The 24327-nt window shown below is 66.4% G+C and carries 19 protein-coding genes; 8 read left to right on the forward strand and 11 right to left on the reverse strand.

Going from position 1 to position 24327, the window contains the following annotated elements:
- The first annotated feature begins 34 nt into the window (after window positions 1-34).
- The 3 genes from ACQR0Z_RS26905 to ACQR0Z_RS26915 all read left to right on the forward strand — a co-directional run bounded on the left by ACQR0Z_RS26905 (window position 35) and on the right by ACQR0Z_RS26915 (window position 6663).
- Entirely contained in the window at window positions 35-1774 is a 1740-nt protein-coding gene (locus tag ACQR0Z_RS26905; protein WP_434861565.1) for an adenylate/guanylate cyclase domain-containing protein, read from the forward strand.
- A gap of 114 nt (window positions 1775-1888) precedes the next feature.
- On the forward strand, window positions 1889-3682 hold the full coding sequence (locus ACQR0Z_RS26910) for an adenylate/guanylate cyclase domain-containing protein (protein WP_434879370.1): 1794 nt from the start codon (window positions 1889-1891) through the stop codon (window positions 3680-3682).
- 176 nt (window positions 3683-3858) lie between these two features.
- Entirely contained in the window at window positions 3859-6663 is a 2805-nt protein-coding gene (locus tag ACQR0Z_RS26915) for a di-heme-cytochrome C peroxidase (protein ID WP_434920644.1), read from the forward strand.
- Window positions 6664-6710: 47 nt separating this feature from the next.
- Here the strand turns inward: ACQR0Z_RS26915 and ACQR0Z_RS26920 are convergent, their stop codons facing one another.
- Complete coding sequence (locus ACQR0Z_RS26920) at window positions 6711-9236, reverse strand: YbcC family protein (protein ID WP_434920645.1); 2526 nt, start codon at window positions 9234-9236, stop codon at window positions 6711-6713.
- A 13-nt stretch (window positions 9237-9249) separates the two neighbouring features.
- A complete protein-coding gene (locus ACQR0Z_RS26925) occupies window positions 9250-10836 on the reverse strand; it encodes an NADH-quinone oxidoreductase subunit L (RefSeq protein WP_434920646.1) in 1587 nt (528 codons plus the stop codon).
- A 113-nt stretch (window positions 10837-10949) separates the two neighbouring features.
- Here ACQR0Z_RS26925 and ACQR0Z_RS26930 point away from each other — a divergent pair, with 113 nt between their 5' ends.
- A complete protein-coding gene (locus tag ACQR0Z_RS26930; protein WP_434920647.1) occupies window positions 10950-11837 on the forward strand; it encodes a LysR family transcriptional regulator in 888 nt (295 codons plus the stop codon).
- A gap of 805 nt (window positions 11838-12642) precedes the next feature.
- Here the strand turns inward: ACQR0Z_RS26930 and ACQR0Z_RS26935 are convergent.
- The 4 genes from ACQR0Z_RS26935 to ACQR0Z_RS26950 form a co-directional block, all read right to left on the reverse strand.
- On the reverse strand, window positions 12643-12792 hold the full coding sequence (locus tag ACQR0Z_RS26935) for a hypothetical protein (RefSeq protein ID WP_172132221.1): 150 nt from the start codon (window positions 12790-12792) through the stop codon (window positions 12643-12645).
- A 381-nt stretch (window positions 12793-13173) separates the two neighbouring features.
- Window positions 13174-14025, reverse strand: a complete 852-nt coding sequence (locus tag ACQR0Z_RS26940; RefSeq protein WP_434920648.1) for a protein-L-isoaspartate O-methyltransferase family protein — start codon at window positions 14023-14025, stop codon at window positions 13174-13176.
- 149 nt (window positions 14026-14174) lie between these two features.
- Window positions 14175-14498 carry an immunity 53 family protein gene (locus tag ACQR0Z_RS26945; protein ID WP_434920649.1) on the reverse strand — a complete coding sequence of 108 codons (324 nt, stop codon included), beginning with the start codon at window positions 14496-14498 and terminating at the stop codon, window positions 14175-14177.
- 160 nt (window positions 14499-14658) lie between these two features.
- On the reverse strand, window positions 14659-15333 hold the full coding sequence (locus ACQR0Z_RS26950; protein WP_434861574.1) for a GntR family transcriptional regulator: 675 nt from the start codon (window positions 15331-15333) through the stop codon (window positions 14659-14661).
- Between the two features lie 151 nt (window positions 15334-15484).
- Here ACQR0Z_RS26950 and ACQR0Z_RS26955 point away from each other — a divergent pair, with 151 nt between their 5' ends.
- Window positions 15485-16687: an ABC transporter substrate-binding protein gene (locus ACQR0Z_RS26955; protein WP_434920650.1), complete on the forward strand. Its 1203-nt coding sequence runs from the start codon at window positions 15485-15487 to the stop codon at window positions 16685-16687.
- A 69-nt stretch (window positions 16688-16756) separates the two neighbouring features.
- Window positions 16757-17467: a hypothetical protein gene (locus ACQR0Z_RS26960; protein ID WP_434920651.1), complete on the forward strand. Its 711-nt coding sequence runs from the start codon at window positions 16757-16759 to the stop codon at window positions 17465-17467.
- On the opposite strand, the gene ACQR0Z_RS26965 is transcribed toward ACQR0Z_RS26960, so the two are convergent.
- Window positions 17457-18305 carry a tetratricopeptide repeat protein gene (locus ACQR0Z_RS26965; RefSeq protein WP_434920652.1) on the reverse strand — a complete coding sequence of 283 codons (849 nt, stop codon included), beginning with the start codon at window positions 18303-18305 and terminating at the stop codon, window positions 17457-17459. The genes ACQR0Z_RS26960 and ACQR0Z_RS26965 overlap by 11 nt on opposite strands.
- A gap of 272 nt (window positions 18306-18577) precedes the next feature.
- Complete coding sequence (locus tag ACQR0Z_RS26970; RefSeq protein ID WP_434879380.1) at window positions 18578-19525, reverse strand: alpha/beta fold hydrolase; 948 nt, start codon at window positions 19523-19525, stop codon at window positions 18578-18580.
- A 193-nt stretch (window positions 19526-19718) separates the two neighbouring features.
- Between ACQR0Z_RS26970 and ACQR0Z_RS26975 the strand changes: the two genes are divergently transcribed.
- Window positions 19719-20198, forward strand: a complete 480-nt coding sequence (locus ACQR0Z_RS26975) for an Hsp20 family protein (RefSeq protein ID WP_434861579.1) — start codon at window positions 19719-19721, stop codon at window positions 20196-20198.
- A gap of 388 nt (window positions 20199-20586) precedes the next feature.
- On the opposite strand, the gene ACQR0Z_RS26980 is transcribed toward ACQR0Z_RS26975, so the two are convergent.
- The 3 genes from ACQR0Z_RS26980 to ACQR0Z_RS26990 all read right to left on the reverse strand — a co-directional run bounded on the left by ACQR0Z_RS26980 (window position 20587) and on the right by ACQR0Z_RS26990 (window position 23073).
- Window positions 20587-20856: a hypothetical protein gene (locus ACQR0Z_RS26980; RefSeq protein WP_434920653.1), complete on the reverse strand. Its 270-nt coding sequence runs from the start codon at window positions 20854-20856 to the stop codon at window positions 20587-20589.
- A gap of 382 nt (window positions 20857-21238) precedes the next feature.
- The gene (locus ACQR0Z_RS26985; RefSeq protein WP_434861581.1) at window positions 21239-21502 is read right to left on the reverse strand and encodes a hypothetical protein; all 264 of its coding nucleotides are present in this window, start codon (window positions 21500-21502) and stop codon (window positions 21239-21241) included.
- A gap of 200 nt (window positions 21503-21702) precedes the next feature.
- Window positions 21703-23073, reverse strand: coding sequence for a YadA family autotransporter adhesin (locus ACQR0Z_RS26990; RefSeq protein WP_434920654.1), 1371 nt, complete (start codon window positions 23071-23073; stop codon window positions 21703-21705).
- Between the two features lie 291 nt (window positions 23074-23364).
- Between ACQR0Z_RS26990 and ACQR0Z_RS26995 the strand changes: the two genes are divergently transcribed.
- The gene (locus ACQR0Z_RS26995) at window positions 23365-24228 is read left to right on the forward strand and encodes a hypothetical protein (protein ID WP_434920655.1); all 864 of its coding nucleotides are present in this window, start codon (window positions 23365-23367) and stop codon (window positions 24226-24228) included.
- Window positions 24229-24327: the final 99 nt, after the last annotated feature.

Genomic DNA, 24327 nt, shown 5'->3' on the forward strand with positions numbered 1-24327 from the left:
GGCCATGGTATGCGCGAGGTGGGAGCACGATGTGATGGAACGACGCCTTGCCGCCATCCTTTGCGCCGACGTCGCCGGCTATTCGCGGATGATGGGCATCGACGAGGCCGGCACGCATGCCGCCTTCAAGGCGCATCGCGGCGCCATTCATCCGATCATTCTCAATCACGCCGGCCGCATCGTCAAACACACCGGTGACGGCTTCCTCCTGGAGTTCGCCAGCGCCGCCAGCGCGATCCAGTTCGGGATCGAGATGCAGTGCCTGATGGCGGAGCGGAACGCGGATCTTCCCGCCGAGCGCAGCATGCGCTTTCGGCTTGGGATCCATAAGGGTGAATTCACGATCGACGAGGGCCAGGCGTTCGGCGACGGCATCAATGTTGCTGTTAACCTGGAATCGATTGCGACGCCGGGCGGTGTCGCCGTTTCGGCCAAGGCCTATGAGGAAGCGAGCGCGCAGCTGCCGATCCGGCTGAGCAGCGCCGGAAGCTTCCAGTTCCGGAACCAGCCCGAGCCGGTCCAGGCCTGGATCTGGGAGCCTGGCAGTGAAACGGCATCCCATGACCGGACACAGCGCCTGCCGCCCCAATATCGTACGGCGATCGTCGGCGTGCTGCCCTTCGTCAATCTTGCCGACAGCTCCGATGAATACCTCGCAGACGGGCTCGCGGACGATCTGATCCACGCCTTGTCGCTGCAGTCGTTCTTTCGCGTCCTGAGCCGCACCTCGACGTTCCGCTTCCGTGACCGCACCCTCAGCCCCCGCCTGATCGCGCGCGAAATCGACGCGACCTATCTGATCCAGGGGACGGTACGGCGCTCGCATGACAAGATCCGAGTCACGGCAGAGCTGATCGCGCCCGAGACCGGAGCCCAATTGTGGACTGGACGCTACGACCGCGACCTCGGCGATCTCTTCGCCATGCAGGACGAGATTACGACCAGCCTCTGCGCGGCTCTGATGCCGGAGATCTATCGCGTCGAGGCCTCGATCCCCGTGCGCTCGCCTGGAGCCGATCCGACCGCCTGGGATCGCTTCCTGCGCGGGCTGTCGCACTACTATCGCCCGACCAAGGCAGACTACGAAATCTCCATCTCGCTGTTCCGGCAAGCCATCGCGCTCGATCCGACCCTCGGTCTCGCGCACGCCTATCTCGCGACCATTCTGATGCAAGGCATCAACTTCGGCTGGATCAAGGGCTCTCGGTCACTCTGGGACGAAGCGAAAACCCTGGCGTTGGACAGCGTGCGGCTCGATCCTCGCTCCTCCTTCGCCTATGCGATCCTCGCTTTCGTACAGGCCATGCAGGGGGCCCATGACGACGGCATGAAGGCCGCCCGCAAGGCTACCGAGCTCAATGCCTATGACATGGGCGCGCGCGGGGTGCTTGGGCTGTGCCACATGGTCAATGGCGAGCACCAGCAGGCGATCGATCAGTTCTCGATCGCCGCCCAGCGCGGCAACAGCGATCCGCGTTATCAATGGCCGGCGCTCAACGCCTACAGCCACTATCTCCTCGGCCGCTATGAGGCCGCGCTGTCCTGGGCGCGCGAGGAGTTGTTCCTGTATCCCAATCACCTCCAGGCGCTGACGATCCGGCTCGCAGCGCTGGCGCAGCTTGGCGACACCGAGCAGGCGCGCGCCGCAATCGAGGCGCTGCGCGAGCAATATCCCTGGCTGACGCTGGACCGTCACCTGAAGAACATCCGCTGGAAGCACCGTGCCGACATCGAGCACTACCGCGACGGGCTGATCAAGGCGGGGCTGAGCTGAGCCGGGCCCGCGGCATAGCGCCGAGCCGCCACATGGCCTACACATTGCTTCCGCAAAATGATTGGATTCGACCGCTGTTGCCGTGGTATCGCCCTGTGTAGGAGCAAGGACGGAATGGAGAGACGGCTGGCCGCGATTGTCTGTGCCGATGTGGTCGGTTACTCGCGGATGATGGGCGCCGACGAGGCGGGAACCCATGCCGCGTTCAAGGCGCATCGTGGCGCCATCCACCCGATCATCCTCAATCACGGCGGCCGGATCGTGAAGTACACGGGAGACGGGTTTCTCCTGGAGTTTCCGAGCGTCGTCGGCGCCATTGCCGCGTCGGTCGAGGTGCAGAAGCTGATGGCCGAGCGCAATGCGCATCTCCCGGCCGACCGCGTCATGCAATTCCGCCTCGGCCTGAACATGGGCGACGTCATCTTCGATGAGGACGAGGTGTTCGGCGACGGCGTCAACACCGCGGTGCGACTTGAAGCCGCAGCGCCTCCCGGCGGGATCGCCGTCTCCAACAAGGCCTACCAAGAAGCCAGCAAGCACCTGACGGTGACCTTCGTCGACCGCGGTCCGTTCCGGTTCAAGAACATCGAAGAGACGATCAACGTCTGGACCTGGGACCCGGCCGCGCCCGAGACCGCCCGCGAGCCCCGGGCCGCTGCGACCCTGCCCGCGCAATACCGAACCGCGATCGTCGGCGTGCTGCCCTTCGCCAATCTCAGCGGCGAGACCGACGAATATTTCTCCGACGGTCTGGCCGAGGACCTGATTCACGCGCTGTCGCTGCAGTCGTTCTTCCGCGTGCTCAGCCGCAACTCGACCTTTGCCTTCAAGCACGCCGGCATGAGCGCGCGCCTGATCGCGCGCGAAATCGATGCGACCTACCTGATCCAGGGCTCGGTGCGGCGCGCCGGCAACAAGATCAGGGTGACGGCGGAGCTGGTCGCGCCTGAGAACGGCGAGCAGCTGTGGGCCGGCCGCTACGACCGCGACATCGGCGATCTCTTCGCCGTCCAGGACGACATCACCGCAAACCTCTGCACGGCGCTGATTCCCGAGATCTACCGCGCCGAGGCCGCTGTGCCGGTGCGCTCCAAGACCACCGACCTGACGGCGTGGGACCGCTTCCTACGCGGCCTGTCGCACTACTATCAGCCGACCAAGGCCGACTACGAAAGCTCGATCGCGCTGTTCCGCGAGGCGATCAAGATCGACCCGGGCCTCGCCATCGCCCACACCTATCTCGGCACCATCCTGCTGCAAGGCATCCATTTCGGCTGGATCAGGAACACGCGCGCGCTGTGGGACGAGGCGATGGCGCTCGCCGAGGCCGGCGTGCGCCTCGATTCCCGCTCGTCCTTCTCCTACTCGCTGCTGGCCTATGTCCACGCGATGCAGGGGCGGGTCGAGGCCGGCATGGAGGCCGCCCGCAAATCGCTGCAGCTCAATCCCTATGACATGGGCGCGCGCGGCGTGCTCGGCGTCTGCCATCTCGTCGCCGGGGAGCACCGTCAGGCGATCGAGCTGTTCTCGGTCGCGGCGCAGCGCGGCAACAGTGACCCACGCTATCAGTGGTCGGTGCTGAGTGCGTTCAGCCATTATCTGCTCGGTCAATATGACGCGTCGCTGTCGTGGGCGCGCGAGTCGCACTATCAGAACCCCAACCATCTGCAGTGCCTCGCGATCCGCGCCGCGGCGCTGGCGCAGCTCGGACGATCCGTCGAGGCGGGTGAAGCGGTCGGCAGCCTCCTCAGCCAGCATCCCTGGATGACGATCGAGCGCCTGCTGAGCAACATCCGATGGCGCAACCCGGCCGACCTCACCCATTATCGCGATGGCCTTGCCAAAGCCGGCATCCCGCTGACCAAGCTCACTCTGGTCGATACCAAGGCCAAATTCGCAGGCGAGTAGCGCGATCGCGACTTGAGGTTGACAGCGCGGCGGGTTACGCCATCATTCACTATTGCATTGTACCGTTCAGATGGTGGCGGCTGCGCCGCCCGTTGTTCGGCGTCATCGGATGCCGGCCCGCTTTGTTCGTGTAAGTCCGTTTTCATCACTCAGGTGCTTTTCGAGGATGTTCTTCGATGCAAGAAGACAGCGCCCGCGTCCGTGACGCACTGCCGGGGCAGATCCCGGTCTCGTCCGACAATCCATGTCCCTTCCTGCGCGCGCTCGTCGCCGGGGGCTTCGTCGACGGCCATAGCGTCCCCCTGAAGACCATCGCCGACAGGGTCGAGGCGGCGAGCGGCGAGACCGGCTTCAAGAAGCGGATCGTCGGCATCGAGACCTTCGGCGTCGCCTTGATCGCCAACGGCCTGTCGCCGTTGCGGCTGTTGAAGAGCCTGTGGTCGGGGGCCGATCTCGACCAGCTCCGCAACGGACCGCTCGACAAGCACGGCGGCGGCTCGCGCATCCTGGATGCCGAGGCCAAGGTCCAGCCTGCGGAGATCGAGCGGTTCGCGAGCTTCGGCAGCGATTATCCGGATCCTGCCGGCGGCACCGAGCGCGGCCTGAACGCCAAGCAGATCGACGCCTTCATGGCCGCCAATCTGAAGCGCGATGGCGACAAGGCGCACTGGTACTATCCCATCCTGATGAAGGGCGAATGGCCGGTGCTGCTGAACATCCTCGGCAAGGGCGAGGGTGACAGCCGCTATCTCTCGGTCGCCGAGGTCAGCACCTTGTTCATCGACCGCCGCCTGCCGCAGCGGATCACTGCGCGGCTGATGGCGAAGCCCAAGCCCGCCAGCATCGTCTGGCGCGTCGGCAAGGCTCTGGTCGGCACGGTGATCGTGGCCGGCGCCGCCGTTCTGATCGCCTGGGTGGCCGCGCCGGATGCCGTCAGCGACAAGCTCGTCAAGGTCCTGCCCAAGAGCGCCGCGGCGTTCATTCCGCCCGCTTTGCCCGAGACCGAGCCGACCAAGGCGGCTTATTGGCTCGACCAGGGCTGGAGCACGCAGGACCGGCACTGGTTTCACCATGTCACCCAGGGCACGGCGACCTTCCCAATCCCCTACGCCTGGTTCATGGCGATGGAGCAGCCCTACCTGACGCCGTTCGGCATACCCGGCCTGATCTCCGACAGCGCCTATCTCGAACGCTTCGGCTTCATGCCGAGCCCGAAGAGCGTCGATGGCGATCCGAGCGCGCTGCGCCCCTATGGCTATGCCGCGAGCTCCGCCAAGACCGAGACCGCGCCGGCGCTGCCGGCCGGCCTGAAGCCCACGCCGGCCGGTAGTGAAGGCGGCCTCCCGGTCGGCTTCGCGCGACTCTCCGGCTCCACCGATCCGGCCACCGGCGCGCCGCAGTCCGACAAGATCGGACTGACCTGCGCCGCCTGCCACTCCGGCAGCATCCACTACAAGGGCGTCAGCGTGCGCTTCGACGGCGGTCCGGGGATGGTCGACCTGCGCAAGCTCGAAGAGGCCATGGGCTTTGCGATGATCTTCACGCAATACGTGCCCGGCCGCTTCTCGCGCTTCGCCGATCGCGTGCTCGGGCCGAACGCCTCGGACGCCGATCGCGACGCCCTCAAGAAGGGGCTGAAGGCGGCGACCGACTTCGCGCTCAACATGCAGGCCAACAACTACGCGAAGACGATCGCGGCCAAGGGGCAGACCGAGACCGAGGAAGGCTTCGGCCGGCTCGATGCGCTCAACCGCATCGGCAACCAGGTTTTCTATCTCGACATGGCGGTGAGCGGCCTGCCGAACATGCTCGGCAACCAGGAGGCCATCGACGCGCCGGTGTCCTATCCGCCGATCTGGACCGTCCCCTGGTTCTCCTGGGCGCAATATGACGGCTCGATCGCGCAGCCGCTGATCCGCAATGCCGGCGAGGCGCTCGGCGTGTCCGCGCAGATCAATTTCTCGCCGGAGACGGCGAGCAACAGGCTGTGGCGCTCGACGATGGCGATCGAGAACCTGCTGCATATCGAGGACATGCTGCGCGGCCCCGACCCGTTCGCGACGACGACGCCCGCTTTCGGCGGCCTCACCTCGCCGAAATGGCCGGAGAAGCTGTTCGGCGGCGACGACGCCTGGAAGATCGACCCGGCGCGCGTCGAGCGCGGCCGGAAGCTCTACGCCAACATCTGCGTCGAGTGCCATCTCGGCCCGGTCGCAGACCCCGTGTTCGACAAGACCTATCCGGACAAGAGCTTCTGGAAGATCAAGCCGGCCGAGGACTGGGAAAGCAAGGGCTGGAACGCCAGGGGACCGATCCTCGATCTGGTGCAGAAGTCGGTCGATGCGATGCAGACCGATCCCGGCCAGGCGAGCATCCTCGCCAATCGCCAGGTCAAGGTGCCCGGCTTCCTCAATGTCGACCCGGCCAAGGACCTCAAGGGCTGCAACCTGCCGCAGGGCTCGACCACCGAGATGCCCTATGCGCTCGCACTGATGGCCGTGGTGCAGAAGGCGAGCGACAAATGGATGGAGGACCGCAAGCTCTCTCCGGCCGAGCAGGCGGCGCTTTGGGGCGACCGCAAGAACTGCCCGAATCCGGCCGGCAAGAGCTATCGCGCCCGCCCGCTCAACGGCGTCTGGTCGACTGCGCCCTATCTGCACAACGGCTCGGTGCCGTCGCTGTACTGGATGCTGACGCCGGCGGCGGAGCGGCCGACCTCGTTCTGCCAGGGCGCCCGCGACTATGATCCGAAGCATGTCGGCTTCGACGTGCCGAAGGGCGGCGAGACCTCGTGCAAGGTCGGACAGTCGCTGTTCGCCACCAACGATTCCGATGGCAAGCCGATCAAGGGCAACAGCACGCTGGGGCACTCGTTCGAGGGTCCGGCCAAGCCCAACAAGGACTATCCGAACGGCATCATCGGCGGCGCGTTCTCGGAAGAGGAGCGCTGGGACCTGATCGAGTATCTGAAGACGCTGTGAGACCATCGCGCGGCGCGCCTTGCCCCCGGCGAGGCGCGCCGCCGCATTCATGCAGCCCTCCAGTCGCCGGGGCGGACGCAGCGCCGGATCGTTCCCTGATCGCCGAGGGAATGCAGCATCACCCAGCCATTGACCACGAGATCGCGCACGCCCTGATGGCGCTGCATCACCTCGTCCATCGCGGCCTCCGGCGCCGCGATGAAGACGTTCAGACGCACCGGCTCATGGATGAAGCGGCTGCCGTCATGCACGGACTGCCAGGGCAGCCCGACCCTGAGATCGCCGGCATTGCCTTCGAGCACACCGAGCTGGCCGACGATGTTGTGCAGCACCTTGTTGCCGCTGCCGAAGGCTGCGTTGTTCACGGTCGAGCCGTAGTATTGGAGATTGATCCAGCTCGCGACCACCATCGGCGCCGTCATGATCAGCTCGAGCGTGCGATGGCCTTCGTCGCGCGCCGCCTCGTAGGAGTGCAGGAAGGCGCGGCCGCCGAGATCGAGCCCCCGGGTAAAGCCCCGCGGCGCGGCGATGAAGGCGGCGTTGCCGGCGAGCCCCCATTCGGGCCGCACCTGCGACCAGTCGCGGCTGCGCGCGATCACGGCGTCGTCGACATCGGATGTGTCGCGGATGCCGAGCAGCGCGCTACGCTCGAGCCGCGCCAGCCGCGCGGCGTCGTTCAGCCGCGCCTTGAGCCGCGACAGATCCTGCGCGAACACCGCGGGAACCTCATCCTCGTCGAACAGCGTCACCGTGTCGGTCGTGGTGTCGTGCAGCGCGCCGATGAACCAGCAATCGGCGGGGATGTCGATGCCCTTGGCCCGCAGCCCCTCGCGGACGCGCCAATCATTCAGCACGGCCGCCGCCACTCGCGCATTGGCTTCGCCGGTGTGACCACCGCAGGCGCCGCAATCGAGCCCGGAGGCGTGCGGATTGTTGACGGTCGTGCTGCCATGTCCGGCGAGCAGCACCAGCCGCGCGAACGGCCCGGTCATCGACATCGCCTTCAGCACCGCCTCGGCCATCGCGACGCGCTGCGCGTCGTTGAAGCCGGTGATCCGCCCGCCGAGCTCGCCCGGCGTCAACCGCGGCTGGACCCGCGCGGCGATCTCCGGATCGAGTCCATCCACCACCGGCGACGGCACGGGCCGCGTCACGCCCAGGCTGTCGGTCGCGATCTTGGCGGCGAAGCCGAGGCCGGCGGTCTCGACGAAGGAGAACGACGACACGGCCGAGACCTTGAACGACTTCCACGCCTTGGCCGCGCGCCGCCGCAACAGCCGCAGGCCGAGCACCTCGGCCTGCTCGACATCGTCGGCGTCCTTGACCGCCTCGCAGACGATGAAGGCGGGCTTGAGCAGCACCGGACACTGCGCGCCACCCTTGTTGTGACCGATCGGGACGTATTCGATCGGGAAGCCGAAGAATCCGGCGAAGCCGATGGTCTCGGCCTCGGGATAGGCCGTCTCCAGCGCCCGCCGGAAGATCTCGGAGCGCACGTCGATGCAGAACGCGGCCTGCACCGGCGGCCGCGCCGGCAGCCGCGCGATCGCCGCCTGCGTGCTGTGCGCGGCGAGCCTGGCGACGACCTTGCTCCGGAACGCGATCTCATAGGCCTCGTGCAGGACGAGATCGATCGCGAGCTCCGGCGTCGCGTCAAGCCGATGGTCGGCCGGCAGCTTTGCCGCCTCCGCCATGGCCTGCGCCCAGGCCGCCTTGAAGGCGTCATCAGTGCGCGCCTGGAACAGCGCGAAGCCCCAAGCGAGCCGGATCGCCAGCAGCTCCGTGAGCGTCTCGTCCCGCTGGCCGTCGAGCTGCGCGCTCCAGCCGATGTAGCGCGCATAGGCCGACCAGCCGCCGAGATCGAACAGCGCGCGCACCAGATAGTCCTCGACCGCCCGCTCGGGGATGCCCAGCCGGTCGACGATCAGCCCGATCGCCTGCACCGGGTCGGACGGCAGTTCGGCGATCGCCTTGCGGAAGCCGGTGAGCCCCATCATTTCCGGATTGCGGTCGCAGGCCGCCAGCGTCCGCCACGCCGCATACGGCTTCAGCTTGCGCACCGGGCTCGGCCAGCTCGCCTGGCCCTCGTCGAAATAGGTGGCGCAGAACGCCGAGATCTCGTCGATCATGAAGGCGACCAGCGAGACGTAGCGATCGCCCTCGGCGAGCCGGTCGAGCACCTCGGCCACGGTCGCCACCACGGCGGGCGGCGATGACAGCCCGGCCTCGGCGCGCGCCTTCTGCTTCAGCGCCTCGACATCGAGGCCGGTCGAGGGATGCAGCGCGAGCGCCTGCGCCAGCGCTGCATCGTCGATCCGGCCCTCGTCCAGCGCCTGCCGGTAGTAGGCCCGCGGCATCAGCATCCGCGTGCGCACCACGCGCTCGAAGGTCGCCGCCGTCGCGGCGAAGCTCTGCGAGGTGAAGCCGAGGAATGGGTTCACCGCGACGAAATGCTTCAGCGGCCACAGCGGCGCGACCCGCTGGCAGGCGCTGTCGATGCGGGCCATCAGCGCGGCATCGGCGGCGGTGTCGATCGGGTCCGTCGTCGTCATGGCAAAGGCGGCCTGGGTCATGGGAAATCTCGGATCACGGGTTGGACGGCGAGGAGGTGGAGGTGCGGGGCCAGACCGTCAGCACGAGACGGTTGGCGAGCGTGTTGAGATAGAGGCCGTTGCGCAGGTGGACGTAAGCTGCGATCCAGAACGGTGCATCGGCACGGCGCATCATCTGGTTCTGGAACACGGTGACTGCCGCGAACGAGACCACGACGGCGACCGCGATCAGCATCGGCACGACGCCGTCGATCGGGCGCGAGGCGGGGAAGCTGCCGGCCACCAGCCAGGCCATGCCCGTCTGCAGCGCGAAGTACACGATCGCGACACCGACGGCGGTGACTGCGGCGCGGGCGATGACGAAGCCGTTCGGCCGCTCGTCGATGGCATTGGCCATCAGATGCACCAGCCCCATCAGCAGCACCGCGCCGAGCGCGATCTGCGCGGGGTTGCTGCGCAAGGTCATGCCGAAGGCGAGCCCGGTCAGCAGCGCGAGACCGATCACGGCGGCCAGCGCCAGGATCAGCCGTGCCGCATGCGGCTGGCCGCCGGGGCTCGGCGTCCACGACGCCCGGGCGAGATCGATGATGCTGCCCGAGGACAGGAAGGCGTGCGCCTTGTAGAGCGAGTGCGCCACGATGTGCAGCAGCGCCGCGGAGAACGCGCCGAGGCCGCATTGCAGCAGCATGAAGCCCATCTGCGCGACGGTGGAATAAGCCAGCTGCACCTTGACCGAAGTCTGCGTCAGCATCACCAGGGAGCCGAACAGCGCGGTGGCGCCGCCGACGACCGCGAGCACGTCGAGCGCCGGTGTTGCCAGCAGCAGCACGTCGCTGAGCCGGAGCACCAGGAAGCCGCCGGCATTGATGATGCCGGCATGCAGCAGCGCCGACACCGGCGTCGGCGTCTCCATCACCTCGATCAGCCAGCCATGCAGCGGCAGCTGCGCCGACTTCAGCATCGCGGTCGCGACGATCAGCAGCGCCGCGATCGTGACGACGGCCGATCCAGCTCCCTCGCCGGCGCGCGCCTGGGCAGCGAGGCCGCCGAGCTCGAGCGTGCCGAACCGGATGTAGAGCAGCAACGCGGCAAGCGCGAGGAAGGCGTCGCCGAGCCGGCTGGCCACGAACTTCTTGCGAGAGGCGCGGATCGCCGCCGGCCGCGTGTCGTAGAACAGCAGCAGCTTGCCGAGCGACAGGCTGGTTGCGACCCAGGCGACGAACAGCACGACCATGTTGCCCGCGATCGGCAGCGTCAACACGGCGGCCAGCGTCAGCAGCAGCCACCGCATGAACCGGACCTGCCCCGGATCGCCGTCGAGATAGTTGCGGCTGTAGCGCACGACGACGAGGCCGATGAAGCTGACCAGCACGATGAGGATCGCAGCCAACGCATCGAGCTGCAGCGACAGGCCGAGCCCGAAGGCCCCGAGCAGCGGCGTCCGCCCTGCCCCGAACAATGCTGCGGCGAGGCTCGCGGTGACGGCAATGGCGAAGGCCACGGCCGCCGCCCCTATCGCGCGGCGGGCGACGGTCCGGGCGCCGGCATCGGTGCCGGCGAACGCGGCAACACAGAGCGTGAGCGGCGCGAGCGCCGCGAGGCAGGGGAGAAGCTGGGTCATGGGGGCTCGGACGATTGATCACATGAGACGGTGGCCCCACGTCTTACCGGCCCCGAAGCCTTCTTAAAATTTCAATCATTGAACACGATCGTTAGAGATTATAGAACGATATCATGCCGCACCTGAACTACCACCACCTGCGCTATTTCTGGATCATCGCCACCGAAGGCAGCATGAGCCGCGCCGCGCAGCGCCTCAACGTGTCGCCGTCCTCGCTGTCGATCCAGTTGAAAGCGCTGGAGGATCAGCTCGGACAGAAGCTGTTCGAGCGCACCGGTCGCTCATTGCAGCTGACCGAGGCCGGCCGCATCGCGCTCGACTACGCCGGCAGCGTGTTCAAGTCCGGCCACGAGCTGATCGAGGCCTTGTCAGGCCTGCGGCCCGGACGGCAGTTGCTGCGGGTAGGCGCGGCGGCCAATCTGTCGCGCAACTTCCAGATCGCGTTCCTGCGGCCCCTGCTCGGCCGTAGCGATGTCGAGCTCATCATCCGCACCGGCCAGTTCGCCGACCTGCTGGAGCAGCTCGATGCGCACAAGCTCGACCTCGTGCTCGCCAACCACCCGGCGGCGCCGGATACGCGCAGCAGTTTCGAGAATACGCTGATCGACGAGCAGCGCGTCAGCCTGGTCAGCCGCAAGCCGTCCAAGCCCGCCCGCTTTCGCTTTCCGCAGGACCTCGCGACGATGCCGGTGATCCTGCCCGGCCGCGGCAGCGCGCTGCGCTCGGCCTTCGATGCGTTGGTGGGGTCGAGCGGCATCCGCCCGATCATCGCCGCCGAGGTCGACGACATGGCGATGCTGCGCCTGATGGCGCGCGAGAGCGGCAGCGTCACCCTGGTGCCGTCGATCGTCGTGATCGATGAACTGCGCACCGGCGTGCTGGTCGAGCGCGCGCGGCTCGGCGCCCTGAAGGAGCAGTTCTTCGCCGTCAGCCAGCAGCGTCGCTACCCGAACCCGCTGGTCGCCGAGCTGATCGGATCGCGCGGCAAGAAGGCGGGCTGAGGCCATACCACTCGCTGCCCGATACAGCGCCCTCTCCCCCAAGGCGAAGCGAAGCTTCGCCTTGGGGGAGAGGGCGCATTCACGAGCAGCGCGCTCATTTCCAACGCCTGTCCTCACATGTGAGGACAACGCTATTACACATGGACATACTACACGGATGTCAAACAGCATAACACACGGGATCGCGCTCTCGCGACCAGAATGGCCCGAGCTTTGCGCATCATCACCCTCCGCTGATCACGGGAGGGCGCAGGGAAGGCCGGACCTCGACTGAGGCCCGTGGCCCCCGTGCGGAAAAAGAATGCACGGGGCAGGAACCACAGGTTCAGCCGGACAGACCCGGCCTTCCCTGCGCGGTGGCTTTACGAGTTATACGCGATCTCCCCGGTGTCCGGCTCTTAGCCACCGTCGCCCGCGCGCTTCGTCAAGACAGCGCAGCGAGCTTGACGCCAGCATCGGGGCGTCAGGACCACGCGATTTCATCGTGCGCAGCGGATCGTTCGTCGGCATGATTGCTCACGCTGCGACCCACCGCGCCCACCGCGTCCAGCCTCCCACGCTCGTGACGACCGCGATACGCCCCTCCTCGCGGAGACCGGACGCGCACAGACTACACGAGCTTTTAATTCTGTAAATCAGAATATTTTTCGTCGTAGGGCTGGACAGGTTTTCGCAACGCCCGCCTGTCGGGCAAATCAGTCGCGCGATGCGCGGCTTTGGAGCCTGCGTCGCCAGAGACCAAGGATCTTCGGCGTGTCTCCCAGATCCTTCCGTGAACTGGGAGCACGATCGTGGCGACAGCGGATCAGAACATCGCAGGCGGGCTGAGATTGACACCGTGCTGGACCAGCACGAGAGACGCGACGACGCCGGTAAGTGCGAACATCGTCACCAGGCCGAAGCCGGAATTGAGGGCGTGGGGACCAAGTAGTTTTCGCGCGATCATCTTCAACATGAATGTCTCCTCCTGGAAATATCAATGCGCATCACTAGAGGGAGGGCGCGTTACCGGGAAGTTTCCGGGCATCGAGAAGGGAGCTGGCCGCATAGCGCGTGGTGAATGCATCCTTGAATGCGCAAGGCGGCCAGCATGAAGCCTGCTTAACGCTGACGGGGGGGGGTGGTTGAAATTGATGAGCTACGCGCGGTATGCGGGCGCACGAAAAATGTGAGTATCGTGCAGCTCTCCCGCCTGGAGATCGCGATGCCGGCAGCAGGGGTGGACTGCTGGCGCGCGCAGGACGCGCTTGCTGGTGATGATGCACGTCTTTGCCGGTGCACCCGCCCGGCACGACGGTGGCATGGTAACCGTTCGGCTGCTTCCGATGCAGTCGAATTAGTCCGTCCCTGGAACGGTCACCTCTCTGGTCGACAGCCACCAGCCGTCACCCGCGAACCAGCAGCTCTCATCGGGCGCATCATCGAGATGGAGCGAGCGTACGGCGTCCCATCTGCCGGAGAAGGCTTCACTCAAGCGACGGCCTCCCTCGTCGTCCTGAAGGCCGACGCAGCCGATGAATCCGGCGCGGCTGACGAACGTGGCCGGCCACGCCGCGCCCGTGCTGGGACGGGTGATCAGCAGCATGCCGCCGAACACGTCCTGTGGCGCCAGCGGGAAAAGCAGGCGTCCCCCAGGCCGCAGGCTGTTCAGCCAGCTCGGGCTTGGCTTCGCCGCCCCGGCGCAGACGTAGATGACGTCGGCCGGCGGCAGCTCCGCCTCGGCGCCGGATTGTGTGCGCAGCCCGACGTTCGACAGGTCCTTCAGGTTCTCGCGCGCCCGCGCCGCCATCGCCTCGTCGATCTCATAGCCGTAGACTTGACCTTGGGGACCGACCAGTTGCGCGAGGATGGCTGTGTAGTAGCCGCTGCCAACCCCGATCTGCACCACGGTATCCGCCGGCTTGATCTTGCAGGCGCCGAGCCAGAGCGCGTGCGCGGCGGGCTGGCCGATGTTGATGCCGCGCTCATGGTCCAGAGCGAGCAGCAGGTTCTGGTACAGAAACGCCGGATCATCGTCGGGCGTCTGCACATAGGGATGGCCGCCGATGATCATCCACCAGGGACCCGGTCCTGCAAAGGGCTCGCGCCTGACCGCGCGAAACGCCTCCTCGAGGCGAGCATCATCGTGTTTCGCGGCGGCGCAGATCAACTTGGCATAGAACGAACGATACTTTTCCGACCGATCCACGAGGCGGCCTCTCCGGACTTACTGGCGACGTTTAACGGTATCATATGCCGGCTAACCCGATCGGTCACCAGAAATCCCGGCAGCGCTGCTGTCCATCCTGGTCGCAGAATGCACCCTTTGCGTCGCCGCGGGACGCGCGAGTGTTGCGCTCAGTGCGCGGCATTCCGCGCGGCCGCAACCGCCCAGGCCAGGAAGATCGCGATCACATCGACGAGATGGTCGGGACCGCAAAAGGCCTCGAACACCTCGCTGCGGATGCGGCAGTGGCACCAATCGTCATCGTCATCGCCCTGAACCTTCACCTCGGTGAACGGCCGCCCGGCCAAACCGGTGGATGAGAGGTCGATCCGGAGCGACCACCCTGGACTGTCCAGGGTCCCGATCCGGATTCCGGACAGCGGGTCCCACTGGCCGTCGCATTGGGCGGCGTACCAGTCCTGAAGGGCCCTCAGAGATTCGCGCTGGTCCCGCATGGTCATCTCATTCGTTGGCGTCCTACAGCCCGTGACGCGCAGGGGCCGCAGAGGTCGGTCGCACGCATGCTGGTCAGGCGCGGCGGGGGCAGGATGACGCAAGCCGGCGCGTTGCGCGAGAGCCGCCGGAGCACAGTCCGCGGCCGCGCTGTCATCGCCCTCACCTCGCCGCGCTCAGCGCGGCGGACGCGAGCAGCGCCGCTTCGATCGTGTCCCGGGTCTTGCCGAGATGCGCCGTCATGACATTTACCGCCCGCTCGGTGTCGCGGGCCAGCGCCGCCTCCATCAGGTCGCGGTGCTCTCGCGCGACGTCGCGATGACCGCGATCGGCCTTGCGGGCGAGGTCCAGATAGCGCTCATTGTGGACGAACAGGAGATCGCGCACCCGCATCATCCACACGCTGCCGCAGGCCTGGGCGAGCGCGGCGTGAAACTCGCCATGCGCGATGGTCCAGGCCGGCGAGAAGCTGCCGTCGGCGGCGGCGATCGGCGTCGCCGCCATGCGGTGATGGGCGGCAACCACGGCCGTCTCCCAGGCGAGATCGCCGTTGGCGATCGCCCGGCGCAGGCACTTGGTCTCGATCTCGATACGCATCTCGGTGAGATCACGGAGATCGGCGACCGACACCGGCGCCACGCGGAAGCCGCGCTGCGGCATCGCCGTCACCAGCCCCTCCGCCGTCAGCCGCGCCAGCGCCTCGCGGATCGCCCCGGGACTGACCGAGAACGCCGAGCCGAGCTCGCTGATCTTCAGCTTCTCCTCCGGCCGGTAGAGGCCGGAGAGCAGGCTGGCACGCAATTGCTCATAGACGGTCTGGGTCGCGCTTCCGGACATGGGAGGACTCGATGGCATCGTGCGCGACCATAACAGACTCGAAAAATAGATTTTCATACAAAAATATATTTTTTGTTTGCGACGGACGCGGAGGCAAGCCTATGCTGCCAACAAAACGCCGCCGATCGAGCGGCCTTCAGGGGAGGAGTCCATGCGAAGCGTCATCGCAGCCGCAGGTCTGGTGGTCATGTCGTCGGTGCTGGCGCCTGGCGCGCGCGCCGAGGATCAGCCCGGCATCACCGCGAGCGAAATCCGCATCGGCCAGACCATGCCCTATAGCGGGCCGGTGTCCGCCTTCGGCATCCTCGGCAAGGGCGAGGTGGCCTATTTCAAGATGGTCAACGACCGCGGCGGCATCAACGGCCGCAAGGTCAATCTGATATCGCTCGACGACAGCTATGTGCCGCCGAAGACGGTCGAGCAGACGCGGCGGCTGGTCGAGAGCGACGAAGTCTCCTTCATCTTCTCGACCATGGGCACCGCGCACAACACCGCCATCGCCAAATATCTATCGGCCAAGAAGGTGCCGCAGCTGTTCGTGGCCTCCGGCGCCTCGAAGTTCGGCGACCCCGCACAGTTTCCGTTCGCGCTGATGGGCGTGATGGCGCCGTTCCGCAACGAGGCGCGGATGTATGCGCGCTACGCGCTGCAAAAGAAGCCGGACGCGACATTCGCGATCCTCGCGCAGAACGACGATTTCGGCCGCGACTATCTTGCCGGGCTGAAGGACGTGCTCGGCGAGCGCTTCGACACGGCGGTGACGGTGGCAAGCTATGAGTCGACCGAGCCGACCATCGACTCGCAGATCGTAAAGCTGAAATCGAGCGGCGCCGACGCGCTGATCATCGCCGCGACGCCGAAATTCGCCGCGCAGGCGATCCGCAAGACCTTCGAGATCAATTGGCGGCCGATGACGTTCCTCACCAATGTCTCGGTGTGGATGTCCTCGGTGATGGAGCCGGCCGGGCTCGAAGCCGGCACCGGCATCATCTCGACCGCCTACGTCAAGGACCCGCTCGATCCGGCCTGGGCCGATGATGCCGGCGTCAAGGGCTGGCGCGAGTACATGGCGAAATACGTCCCCGACGGCGACATCCGCGATTCCAACTACGTCAACGGCTACAACAACGGCATGGTGCTGGAGCACGTGCTGAAGGCCGCCGGCAACGACCTGTCGCGCGAGAACATCCTGAAGCAGGCGCTGTCGATCAAGGATCTGGAGCTGCCGATGCTGCTGCCGGGCATCAGGGTCAGCACATCGGAGGGCGACCACCTGCCGGTCGAGCAGGTGCAGTTCATGCGCTTCACCGGCAAGCAGTGGGAGCGGTTCGGCGAGGTGCTCTCGACCAAATAGCGGCGGGTTGGCGTTTCGGCGCCGGAGGCGTAGACCTCTCCTGTCGACCACAGGAGAGCCGCGGCGCCGATGTCCGAGACTGATGCCCTCACGCTGAAATTCCGCTGCCCGCGGGAGCTCGACGGCCTGATCCCACCGCCGGTGCCGGCGCCGATGGGCATTCCCGACTGGGTCAAGGCGATGCCGGCCACCGCGTTCAGTCAGCTCAACCAGGCGGACGAGCAGACGGTCAAGCGCTGCCCGCCGTTCATCGATGCGATGACGGCCGGCTTCCTGATTCCGCTGGTCTGCGACCTCAAGGTCGAGGACGGCGGCATCAGTTGGGACAACGAGCTGCCGCCGGGCGGGGCGATCGATTTTCCGCGCTCGCCGGTCAGCTTCCACGACGTGTCGCAGGTCACGGGCTCGCCGCTGTTCGAGGCCGACCGCTTCCTGCTGAAGTTTCACAATCTGTGGACGATCGAGGCGCCGGAGGGCTGGTCGCTGCTGTTCACGCATCCGCTCAACCGCTTCGACCTGCCGTTCACCACCGTGACGGGGCTCGTCGACAGCGACCGCTTTCACGACAGCTTCGTGCATTTCCCGGCGCATTGGCACGACATGTCATTTCGTGGCGTGCTGCCCAGGGGCACGCCGGTCGCGCAATGCATCCCGGTGAAGCGGCAGGATTGGGCGATGCAGACCGCGCCGTTCACCGACGAGGACGTTGCCGAGATTCACAGCGTCCGCGACGCCCTGAAGCGCGAGCAGGGCCTGTACCGCAAGCAGTTCAGGGCTTGATGGCCCCTGCCCCGTCGGCGCCGAGGAATCTCGCGGCGTCGCTCGGGCGGAAGAAGAAGCGGCCGTGCGAGCTGACGGCCATCGTGTAGGCGGCGCGGCTGAGCAGATGCGGCCGGCCGCGCATGATCGTGCGCAGCGCCGCCTCCGCGCCGGCGCGGTCGCCCAGCTCCATCAGGCACATCGCGAGATTGGCGCGGGTCTGGGTGTCCTCGGGGCGCAGGCCCAGCGCGTGCTTGTAGGTCCCGGCCGCGTCCGCGTAGTCGCCGTCGAGGAACTGCACCCAGGCGAGCTCGATCAGGATGTCGGGACGACCGGGCGCGGCGTCGCGCGCCGCGACGAAGTTCTCGCGCGCCCGCGCACGCTGGTTGGCCTGCAGGCAGAGCCGTCCGAGATCGAGCTTGAGATCGACGCTGTCGGAGGCCAGCGTCAGCGCCTCCTCGATGACACCAATCGCGTCCACGAGCTGACCGGATTTCGCAAGCCGCCCCGCCAGTTCCTGAAACGCCGGCAGGAACGGCGGCCGCCGCGCCGCGGTCCTGCGCAGCTGCGCGAGGCCGTCAGCCGCGCGCCGGGAGTCGCAGAGCGCGGCGCCCAAGAGCATCTCGATCTCGGGATCGGGGCCGCGCGACGCTGCCTTTTCCAGCGGCGCAACCGCCTCGGCGGCGCGCTGCTGCCCGAGCAGCGCATGGGAATGGACAAGCAGCGCGGCGCGATCGGTCTTGGCGGTACGCAGGATCGAGGCGGCGATCTGCTCGGCGCGCGCGAACTGCCGCCCACGCAGCGCGTGGATGGCCTCCTGCAGCGCCTGCGCCTGCAACCTGTTCTGCGCCTTGCTCACGATCCATCATCACCAAGCGAGGGGAACGATAGGTCTAGCCCGCGAGGAGATGAGGTGTCCAGCAAACAGGCGGATGCTGCTCCTGGGTCGGACCGAGCTCAATAAGCTTCCTCACCGTCATTCCGGGGCAATCGGCGATGCGCGGCCGCACGTCGACGATTGAACCCGGAATCTCAAGCTTGTTGAAAAAGAATTCCAGGCCATGTTCGAGATTCCGGGTTCAAGGCCTTTCGGCCTTGCCCCGGAATGACGCCGGGTTTGGGGCAATCAGCTCAACCGAACAGCGGCGTGCCCGGGACGAAGGCGTCGAAGGCGGCCCAGAACTGCGAGCGGTAACGGTCCTGCTCCTGCAGGATCTCGTGCTTGGCGCCGGCGATGACGAGATGCGAGCCGGCGCGCAAGTGATAGGCGAACTCCTCGATCGCCGCGGTCGACACCACGGTGTCGCTGGAGGCGGCCAGCATCAGGATCGGCTGGCGGATCTGCGACGGATAGGTCATGCCGCGAAACGTCATCATCGCCGAAAAGGCGGCATCGGCCCAGGCCACGGTGGGCGAGGCGATGCCGAGCGTCGGATCCTCCTCGAGGATCGCGGCGTTGCGGGCGTAGCGCACGGGATCTGATGTCAGCGGATTGTTGACGAACGGCGCCAGCCCGCTCATCTCGTCATTGCCGCCCGGGACGTAGCGGCCGCCCTGCCCCGCGATCCGCATCGCGCGCAGCAGCAGCCGCGCCGGCAGCGAGGTGCGGTTGCCCGGCAGGTCGATCATCGGCGCCGACAACACGATGCGGTCGAACCAGCGCTTGCCGGCATGGGCGAGCCGCAGCAGCACGGTGCCGCCCATCGAATGCGCCAGCGCGAAGTAAGGCGGCGGGCAGTCCGGCAGCACGACCTCGGTGACGAAGGTCTCGACGTCGAGCTCGTAGTCGGAAAACGATCGCACGTAGCCTTTGCGGGAATCGCGCAGCCGCCGCGACGAATGGCCCTGGCCGCGCCAGTCGATGATCGCGACCGCAAAGCCGCGGTCGCGCAGATCGCGCACCGTCTCGAAATACTTCTCGATCGACTCGCTGCGGCCGGTGAACACGCAGACGGTGCCCTTGCGCCCAGCCGGCGGCGCCCAGCGCGCAAAGCGCAGCTCGGCGCCATCAGGGGTCTTGATGGTGCCGGAGGTGGCGTTTTCGGGAACGGGATTGGCGGGAATCGAGACGAGCGTCATGAGGCGCCCATCGAATAGGTGAAAGGGTGCGGGAATCAAGGGGTGGAACGGCAAAAAGAGCTGCTTTCGGGAGCCCTTGAACGTCCAGACGTCCGAACCATATCGGGGAGGTGCAGGCCGTCACGGCTGCACGACAGCCCGGCCCGATGGCGGGCGGGTTTGCCCAGCAGTCGCTCAATGGAGGACTTTGACCATGCGTACCTATGATCTCACCCCGTTCTATCGTTCCACCGTCGGTTTCGACCGTCTGTTCTCGCTGCTCGACCAGGCGACCGCCGAGCCCAGCCCCGGCTATCCGCCCTACAATATCGAGCGCACCGGTGAGAACGCCTACCGCATCACCGTTGCCGTCTCCGGCTTTGGCAAGGACGAACTCTCCCTCGTCGCGAAGGAAAACACGCTGACGATCAAGGGCGAGAAGGCCGCCAATGAGAACGGCAAGAAGAGCGAAGTGCTGTATCGCGGCATCGCCGCCCGCGCGTTCGAGCGCTCGTTCCAGCTCGCCGACCACGTGGTGGTGAAGAACGCCAGCCTCGAGAACGGCCTGCTCCATGTCGACCTCGTGCGCGAGATCCCCGAGGCCAAGAAGCCGCGGTCGATTCCGATCTCGACGTCGGCGCAAGGCGCCGAGCAGCCGGTGCTCGAAGGCACCGCCGAGAAGGCCGCCGCCTGATCGCACGTCGATCTTCGGTCATTCGTTGCAGTCGCAGACGCCCCGGGAGACCGGGGCGTTTCGCTATGCTTGCCTGAGATCAGTAAGACGCGGTGGAGTTGACGCGTCAGGACCGCGACGCTACCCGCCGCGTTCCGGCGAATCATGCTGAAGTGTCGAGTCATTGATCATCGTGCGATGGCAACGCTGAGAGCCAGCGGCGACGGTGCTTGCACAAGTGCGCCGACGACGGCGTGGTCGGTGACCGATGAGGTCGGACGCGTCTCACCTGGCTGGTTTGCCCCGCGCCTCGCCAGATCGCGGTGACTTAACCAGAAGTCACGCCGCGAGTTGGTATAGGGGAGACCCCGGAGGCCGCCAGCCTCCAGGGTCTGATGAAGTTTCCCCATCACGCTGGCTGAGACGGCTCCGGGCCGATGAAGGATGCATTGCGCCGAGCCGCGCGCTTCTGTTTCAGGCATCCATTGCCGAACGTGCCCCACTCGGCCGGGTTGTTCTTGCCGCAGCGCCAGGCAAGGCCTGCCGTCTGCACCGGAGCACCAACGACCGTATCGGCCGGAGCAGCGGACGGGACGGTCGCGTGGGCAGCGGTCAGCAGGAAGGTAGCAGAGATTGCCGCGGCGAGAGCGGAAACACGATTGAGGGAATTGCGCGTCATGGGACTAGCTCCTTGTGGGGGTGCAAATGAGATTTACCGACGCCCTTCATTTGACTGGGCAGATGTTCGTTGCCCCCCGCAGGCTTCGGGTTCGTGGTCGGCCCGCAACTGTGACCATCCGCCACACCAGGAGCGCGAATATGAGCACAGCCACAACTTCACTCCTGCAGGCAGAGACCGTACTGCGTGCGGCGGCAGGCGGCGAGGGCAGCGCATCGACGGGTGCGGCCGGTCGCGCTGCGGCCAGCGATTGAAGGCACGGCTGAGAAGGCCGCCGCGTCACCGGCCCGACAGCTCATCAGGACTACGAACGCCCCGGGAGACCGGGGCGTTTTTTGTGGGGGACCGGCGCGGTCCGTCGTTCGGCTGATCGCGATCGCGATTATTGCGCAGCCCGTTGCTGCGGCGCGGGACGGGGCAGAGCAGCAGCGCGCGGCGGCGATGGCGCGGGGCCTGCAAAGCAGGAGATGGTCCCGATCGCGTTGCCGCCATACTGTACGAAGCCGGCAGACGTCGGCGGCGAATGCTGCACGGTGATCGGCAGATAGATGTAGCAGACCGACCCGTCCGCCGGATCGCGCCAGCGCTGCACGATGGTGTCCTGCAGCGGGCCAGCATATTGCCGCTCGAGCTGCATCCGCGGCATCTGCATCCATTGCGGCGACGGTTGGGGCTGCGGCTGAGGCGCGACCTGTTGTGGGACCGGCTGCTGTTGTTGAACGGGTGGTGGCGCTGGCGGTGGTGCGCCCTGCGCGAGGACTAAGCCCGGATCGAGCATGACGGCCAACCCGGTCAGCAGCCAGCGGCAGCGCCGTTCCGAGCCAGCAGCAACGATCGGGCGACGATCTACCACGCCACCTGCACGCCGACGCGTCCTCCGAACTGGCCGCCTTCGGCGCGCATGCCGTAGCTCGCCGATCCCGACAGCACGACGTTGTCGGAGATCCGCGCCAGCGCGGTCATCGCAACCGCGCTCTGGCCGGCAAAGGTGCCGTAATTGGTCGCGAGCGCAAAACGCTTGTTGTCGGGCAGGAAGCCGCCGCCCATCGCCATCGCCATCGCGATGCCGGAATTGGCCTGGCTGATCTGGCTTTGCAGCCCGTTGATCTGCGTTTGTATTCCGGTGATCTGCGTCTGCAGGCCGGTGATCTGGGTCTGGACACCCGCAGCCACGCTGCTGAGCTGCGAGACGTTGACGGCATCGGTCTGGCTAACGCCGGCGGCCACGTTGGTCACACGCCGCTCGCTTCCCGCCGCTCCGACGGACACGGTATTGGCTGCGCTCGCCACCGAACCCTGGCCGATCGCGACAGAATTGGCGCCGGCCGCGTTGGCACCGCTGCCGATCGCAACGTTGCCGGCCGCGCCGACCTGGGCACCGGCGCCGTAGACCGCAGCATTGGCGAAACTGTTGTCGGTGGCGCCGGCGCCGACCACCGCCGAGCTGGCGGCGGACGTAGCGCCATTGCCGATCGCGATCGCGCTGAGACCAGACGACTCCGCGCCGAAGCCGATCGTTACTGAAGTATCGCCAGTCACGAACGTGTTGTTGCCGATCGCGATCGCGTTCTGGGCGTTGACCACGTTGCTATTGCCGACGATGGCGCTGCCTGACGCATTAGCCGTCCTTGCGGCTTGATTGTTGAAGCCGAGGACGGTGACGTTGTCGCCCCAGCCCGGCGTACCGACAAAGTTAATGCCGTTTAGTGAGTTGAAGCTGCCTAAGGCGACGCTGCTTCTCCCATTGACCGTATTAACAGTGCCGATCGCGACGGCGTTGTCACCATTCGACCTGGCTGCGACGCCAAGCGCAATCGCGTTGTTACTTGCTGGGAGTACACCGGCCGATTGACCTATGGCGATGCCGTTGTAGGAGTTTGCATTGACGACGGAGGAGCCAATGGCAATGGAGTTTACTGCACTGGCGCGAGCATCGATCCCTAACGCCGTGCTGGCACCGCCAGTTGCTTCCGAACGGGCGCCGATTGCGGTTGCTGCCGCTGCATTCGCAACTGCACCGTCTCCGCATGCCAAACTATCAGCCGCGCCTGCGTCATTTCCCGCCCCATTCACGATCGGCTGAGAGGCGAAGGCACCCGGCGCCCCGAGATACGTAGGAGAGCCCGCGGGCGCACCACCCGTGATGGGTATCGCGTAAACAGCGGAAGGGGGAAAAGCATTGACCGCGATCACCGTTCCAGACGGCACAGACGCCACGCTGCCTCCCGCGGTCGCGCCTGCAACACCGCATATGACGGCGCGCGCTGGGCTCGAGCCAAGTGCCAATGTCGAGGCGATAATCGCGAAGGCTGCCAGGGAGTACAGGCCGCGCTGGCCGGCCCGAAAGAGCCATGAGATTAGACCGCTCGGATCGCAGCCGTCCCCCGCGCCCGGCGGACGATATCCGGAACGCAGTTCAGCCGTCCCCACGATCTGCTGCCCCTCGATTTTCTGGTCTGTTTCACAGTATTTCTACGGGAAAGTAGATCGGCCACAGGAATGCACGCAATGAAACAAAGGGACTCTAATTCCGCGCCGGACCGGGCCGCGCTCGATCAGGAAGCGCGGGCTTTGCGGTCCCATCCGGACTTCGATCGCGCGGTCCGGGCGTTCTGCCAGGGCATGATCGAGACGCATGCCGGCCGTCGCCTGGCCAATATCGGGCTCGGCCATACGCTGGGCTGGGCGGTCGCGGTTCTGATCGTCTATCTCGATCACGTCAGCCCCGAGGGAACGACGAGTTCGCAACTCATCGAGCTCTGCACCAACGGAGGCCTCGCGGGTCCGAAGGCGGTGAAGGGCGCAATCCAGACGCTGCTGTCATTTGACCTGATCGGGCAGGACGACCATCCGACCGACGGGCGCGCGACGCGGCTGCGACCGTTGCCGCTGCTGCTGGACATCCAGAGCGACAATGTCGCGGCGCGGCTCGCGGCGCTGGAGACCGTGCAGCCGCTTCCCGCGCCTGCGCACGAATGGGGCCGCCAGCGCCATGTGATGCTCGCCTTCTACGGCGGCAATGTCGAAGTCTTCGCGCGCCATCGCTTCAGGCTCTATGACGGCTTCCCGGAGATCCAGGCCTTCATGGACCGGGCGTCCGGCTATCTGCTTCTGCTCGAGCTGCTGCAGAACTGCGGCCCCACCGACGGGGCAGGCGTCCTGACCGCCGTCCAGCCATCAATCCTGGCGCCGCGCGTAGACGTCTCGCGGACCCATCTCAACAAGCTGCTGGCCGCCGCACGCGACCAGGGCTGGCTGACGCTCGGACCACGCCGCGGCGAGGTGCTGCTCGACGCTGGGTTCTATCAGCGCCTGCAGCATTGGATCGCGCTCGAACTGGTCTGGACCTGGTGGCTGGTCCGCGCGGCTTAGAAGCGACCGACCGCGCGCTGGAGACGACATGCGCAGAGCTACCGAAGCGTTTTCTCTAGCCTTGCTGCGGTGCAATCAAACACTTGTGAGGTCGGTAAC

The sequence above is a fragment of the Bradyrhizobium sp. HKCCYLS3077 genome (assembly GCF_051167555.1).
In the GTDB taxonomy this organism is placed as follows: Bacteria; Pseudomonadota; Alphaproteobacteria; order Rhizobiales; family Xanthobacteraceae; genus Bradyrhizobium.